This window comes from Calditrichota bacterium (assembly GCA_013152715.1).
In the GTDB taxonomy this organism is placed as follows: domain Bacteria; phylum Zhuqueibacterota; class Zhuqueibacteria; order Thermofontimicrobiales; family Thermofontimicrobiaceae; genus 4484-87.
Genome location: JAADFU010000124.1, coordinates 1 through 3,800, shown reverse-complemented (window position 1 = coordinate 3,800; position 3,800 = coordinate 1). Strand labels below are relative to the sequence as shown.

Sequence of the window (3,800 nt, the reverse complement as noted above, 5' to 3'; positions counted from 1 at the left end):
TTTTAAAATTTTATCCGGCATGGTTCATTTCTCCGATTATTTTGAAGCCACAGATTCCCACTGATTTTAAAAATGATTAAAAATCCGTGAAAAGCAGTGTCCATCAATGGTTAAAGTCCAAAAAAATTAATTACGACAAAATCTTCCTCGCGATGACAATTTTCTGAATCTCAGAAGTTCCTTCATAAATTTCCGTCACCCGCTGATCCCGGTACAACCGCTCAACTTTGTACTCCTTCATGTAGCCATAGCCGCCGTGAATCTGCACTGCTTTGTGGCACACACGATGCGCCATTTCAGAGGCGAACAACTTGATCATTGCTGCCTCCTTGACATAATCGTGATGTCCGGACTCTTTCATCCATGCGACGCGAAAAAGCATGGTTTTTGCCAATTCGATTTCCGTTGCCATTTCCGCTAATTTGAATTGAATTGCCTGAAATTCCGCAATGGGGCGTTTGAATTGAACTCGTTCCTTGGAATAGCGCAGAGCTTCTTCAAAAGCTGCTTCTGCGATACCGATTGCCTGCGCCGCAATGCCTATCCGTCCTCCGTCAAGCAAAGTCAGCGCAATTTTCAAACCCTCGTTTTCTTTCCCGAGCATGGCAGACTCCGGCAAACGGCAATTATTGAAAACAAGTTCCGTGCAACTGGCTGTTCGCAATCCCATTTTATTTTCATGCTTTCCCACGCTGAAGCCTGGCGTGTCCCGTTTCATTAAAAAAGCAGAAATGCCGCGCGAACCTTTTTCTTTGTCCGTCTGGGCAAAAATGATGATCACGTCGGCGAAATCGCCGTTGGTCGTGAAATTTTTCGTCCCGTTCAGAATAAATTCATCGCCACGGCGCTCCGCCATCGTCCGCAACGCGCCGGGATCACTGCCGGCGTTGGCTTCGGAGAGCGAAAAACAGCCGAGCCATTCTCCGGTCGCCAGTTTGGGCAAAAATTGCAATTTTTGTTGTTCTGTGCCGTATTTCAAAATGCCTTCGTTCACCAGCGAATTATGCACAGCAACGCCAACTGCGGTGCCGGCGTCTCCTTTGCTCAATTCGAGAATAGCGCCGGCATAGGCGACAGTGCCGACATCCACGCCTCCGTACTGCTCCGGGACGGTCATTCCAAAATAACCCAATCCGCCCAATGCCTTCAATGCGGCTAAATTGACCTCGCCCTTTTCCTCTAATTCAGATACCCTGGGAGCTAATTGTTCTTCCGCGAACCGCCTGGCTTCTTCAATTATCATTTTTTGATCTTCCCGAAAAGAAAAATCCATGATTTTCATCTCCCTGTCATTTTAAAATAAAATTACGAGGCATCGCCTGAAATCAATTTAGTTGTGACGCCTGGAATGCATTTTATAGCTTGATTGCTGAAAAACTTTTTCATCGGTTTGCGGCGATGTGCAAAAATTCCCCGGTCAACCGTCCATCTTTCGTTTCCATCGTCGAGCGAAACAAACGGGTCCGCCGGCCGTCCCGAATGCCGGTTTTTCGTTCGCCGCGATAAAGCGAGCTTGTTCGCATGTGTGTGAGCATTGAGTGAATTGTGTGGAATTATTTGAGTTATGATTTGGTGTAATTTTTCTGTGCTGCGTACTTCGGGGAATAAAGTGATGTCATGTTGCTTGGATGGTAACTGGGTAAGCGCCGTTTCGAAATCGTGTTTTGCGGTGATGCCTGTACCGTCAGAAATCACAAAAATGTGAATCATTCAGACTCCCAGATTAAATTGATAAAATGAACAAATTGCCTCTTTTTGATCATTCTTGCACGAGATAATTTTACCTGAAATAGTAGAGCAAAAAACCAAATTCTCATGGACTAATTTTGAGGTAATAGGCACTCCTCCGGCAATTTCATTTTCGCCAACAATTTTTGTCAAACCTGTTCGTTAATCGAGTTTAAGTCCTGAAGATTTTGGGGACACTGGGCATTAACCAATCACCCTTTGCATTTCAATACAGCCGCTTAATAATCGGAGAAGTTCAACATTCGTGAGCGTTCGGTTCGAAATTCGTACTCGAAGTCGCAATCGGTCCGTCAGAGAAAAAGCAGCCGTGACTATTATAAAAAATCTCGATAACAAAGTCAATAGAAAATTTTTATTTTTTCAGAAATTTTAACCCACGCCATGGCGAATTATATTTTAGAGCAACTTTTGCTTCATCACTCCGTACAATTTCTAAAATGCCATTTAAATAGGAGTGAAATTATGTTACAACGACGCAATGGTCCTGCAATTTTTTCTATTTTCTTAAGTGCGCTGCTGTTTACCATTTTCTGCTTTGTCGGCGCGGCACACTGCTCCTCGTATGAAAGCAAAATTTCCAAATCGTTTTTCGTCAAAAAGAATCAGACGCTGAAGCTTAATTCTGACCTGGGCGCAGTGACAGTCAAAAGCTGGGCGCGCGACGTTGTCAAAATTGACGTCATCAAAAAAGTTCGAGCTTCCAGCAAGCGAAAAGCCGAAGATTTATTTAACCGCTTTAAAGTCGATTTTGTTCAAAATAATCAGGGAATTGAAGTCAAAGGAAACTACCACGGGCCTCATTCTTGGTTTTTCGGCGGCAAAAAGATTTCCGTGCGCTACGAAATTTTTGTGCCCTACGAATTCAATCTGGACATTCAAACCGCTGGCGGTAGCATCACTGTCGGCGATTTGGCAGGAAAAACGAGACTGAACACTTCCGGAGGAGGAATTTCACTGGGGAAAATCCTCGGCTATGTTGACGCAAAAACTTCCGGCGGGGGCATCACCGTTGAACAAGTTAGTGGAGATGTGAATGTAAAAACTTCGGGCGGCGGCATTCGCATCGGCGAAGTGACAGGGTCGCTGAAAGCGATTACTTCCGGCGGAAGTATTTCCACAAAATCCGTCAAAGGAGACGCCTTCGTGCAGACTTCCGGCGGCAGTCTCAAATTATACGGACTCATGGGACGCGTACAGGGACAGACGTCCGGTGGTAGCGTGACAGCGGAAATTGTCGGCGAAATTTCCGGAGATAGTTACCTCAAAACATCCGGTGGTGGCATGAAAGTGTACGTCAATCAAGACGCAGATTTCAACATCGATGCCCATTCCAGTGGCGGCGGCATTTCCGCGGATTTGCCCGTAACAGCAACAGGAAAAGTCAAATCCAACACCTTGATCGGCAAAGTGAACCGCGGCGGCAGTACGCTCACGCTGCGAACTTCCGGCGGGAGTATTCGGATCAAACTGCTGGAAGAGGCAAAATAAAGCGCATGATCCAGATGTAGTCCACCTCGAAGGTGGACTACATCTTTTAGCTGCCCCGTTTCGGTTATTGAATATTTGAATTTGGGATTTATTTGGTCTTTGGAATCACACCAAAGGTAGATGCGCCTACGGCGCATTTGTGATTTGGAATTTAAAAAATTTCTTGTTTCCTTAGTTTGAAGTTGTTATATTTTAGAAACAATGCGAATGACCAGTTAAAATTGAAGATAAGACGCTAATCGATTGTTTTTAAAAGGCTGACGCCTTAACTCCAGTCCAATTTCGGAATTTAGCCGTAAGGCTTTTATTGCTATTTTAATTAAAAATTTTCAACTGGTCATTCATATAAACAATTTCTCAAAAAAATCACAGGAAAATCCTATTGTCTGAAATCACGAATCCGGTTTTACAGGCAACTCATATCCGAAAGACTTTCTCATCTTTTCTCGCTGTGGATGATTTTTCCATCTCGCTTACCCCCGGAGAAATTGTGGGTATTTTGGGTCCTAACGGCGCCGGGAAGACCACTATTCTGCGCATGTTGGTTGGGCTCATTCATCCTG

4 protein-coding genes are annotated in these 3,800 nt (G+C 44.7%); 2 read left to right on the top strand and 2 right to left on the bottom strand.

Annotated elements, in window-relative coordinates; genetic code table 11:
- Positions 1 to 130: 130 nt before the first annotated feature.
- Both GXO74_09985 and GXO74_09980 read right to left on the bottom strand, forming a co-directional pair.
- A complete protein-coding gene (locus GXO74_09985) occupies positions 131 to 1,273 on the bottom strand; it encodes an acyl-CoA dehydrogenase (protein NOZ61997.1) in 1,143 nt (380 codons plus the stop codon).
- A gap of 32 nt (positions 1,274 to 1,305) precedes the next feature.
- Entirely contained in the window at positions 1,306 to 1,710 is a 405-nt protein-coding gene (locus tag GXO74_09980) for a kinase/pyrophosphorylase (GenBank protein NOZ61996.1), read from the bottom strand.
- Positions 1,711 to 2,211: 501 nt separating this feature from the next.
- Between GXO74_09980 and GXO74_09975 the strand changes: the two genes are divergently transcribed.
- Positions 2,212 to 3,237 (top strand): DUF4097 domain-containing protein, encoded by a 1,026-nt coding sequence (locus GXO74_09975; GenBank protein ID NOZ61995.1) that lies wholly within the window; start codon positions 2,212 to 2,214, stop codon positions 3,235 to 3,237.
- Positions 3,238 to 3,589: 352 nt separating this feature from the next.
- The coding region (locus GXO74_09970; protein ID NOZ61994.1) for an ATP-binding cassette domain-containing protein at positions 3,590 to 3,800 on the top strand (211 nt) is incomplete at its 3' end.